This window comes from Aeromonas sp. S11(2024) (genome assembly GCF_041402345.1).
GTDB classification, from domain to species: Bacteria; Pseudomonadota; Gammaproteobacteria; order Enterobacterales; family Aeromonadaceae; genus Aeromonas; species Aeromonas veronii.
The window spans coordinates 1-885 of the sequence record NZ_JBGLRC010000065.1; the positions used below are offsets into that span (position 1 = coordinate 1).

The 885-nt window shown below is 57.2% G+C and carries 1 pseudogene; it reads right to left on the reverse strand.

Annotation, left to right across the window (positions count from 1 at the left end):
- A pseudogene (locus ACB040_RS20740) lies at positions 1-829 on the reverse strand (IS481-like element ISAs19 family transposase); the annotation flags it as partial.
- Between the last annotated feature and the right edge of the window lie 56 nt (positions 830-885).

Sequence of the window (885 nt, forward strand, 5' to 3'; positions counted from 1 at the left end):
CGATGTAGCCGCTCGATAAAGCCGTTGCTCTGTGGCCTGCGCACCTTGGTGGTTCGGTGCTCAATCCCCTCCAGTTGCAGGAACAGCTCGTAGGGATGGTGGTCAGGTCGTCCACAGAACTCGCGCCCGTTATCCGACAGGATGGTATAGACCCGAGCCTCATGGGCTTCAAAGAACGGCAGCACCGTTTCATTGAGCACATGAACCGAGGTCACCGGCAGCTTGCTGGTGTAGAGCCGTCCCCAGGCGTGGCGGCTATAGCAGTCCAGCACGGTTTGTAGATACACCTTGCCAACCCCCTTGAGCGCGCCGACGAAGAAGGTGTCGACCGCCACCAGTTCTCCGGTGTAGTGAACCTCAATCTGGCGTTCTCGGAACTCGGGACTGAATCGCTCTAACAGGCGAATTTGCTCGTCATTGAGCTCAATGGTCTGCTCACGGTGAGTTTTCTCGAGGCGCAGCAAGCGGTCGTGTTTGGAGAGCAAGTCGTGCCGTTGCCACACGCCACGCACCCACCTGCACTGACATTGATGCCTTGCAGAGCCAGTTCTTGCGCGACCCGCAGCGGGCCTTGAGTTGGTCTGGTGAGGGAGTAATCGAGTATGGCCTGTTCAATCTCGGGAGCGACCCGATTGGGATGAGCCCCTTTACAGCCGGGCAATTTGTCGAGCAATCCCTCGGCGCCATAGGTCTGGTAATTACGGCGAATTTCGTAGAACTGCTGGCGGCTGTAGCCGATGAGCTTGCAGGCTTTGCTGACGTTATTGAGCTCTTTGGCGAGCTCTAGCAGGCTGAGTTTGCGACGTGCTACTTTCTCGTTGGTGGTCATACGGTGACTCCGGATAACACGGTAGGGGTACCGTTTTGTTATCCGGTTTGAAGCCG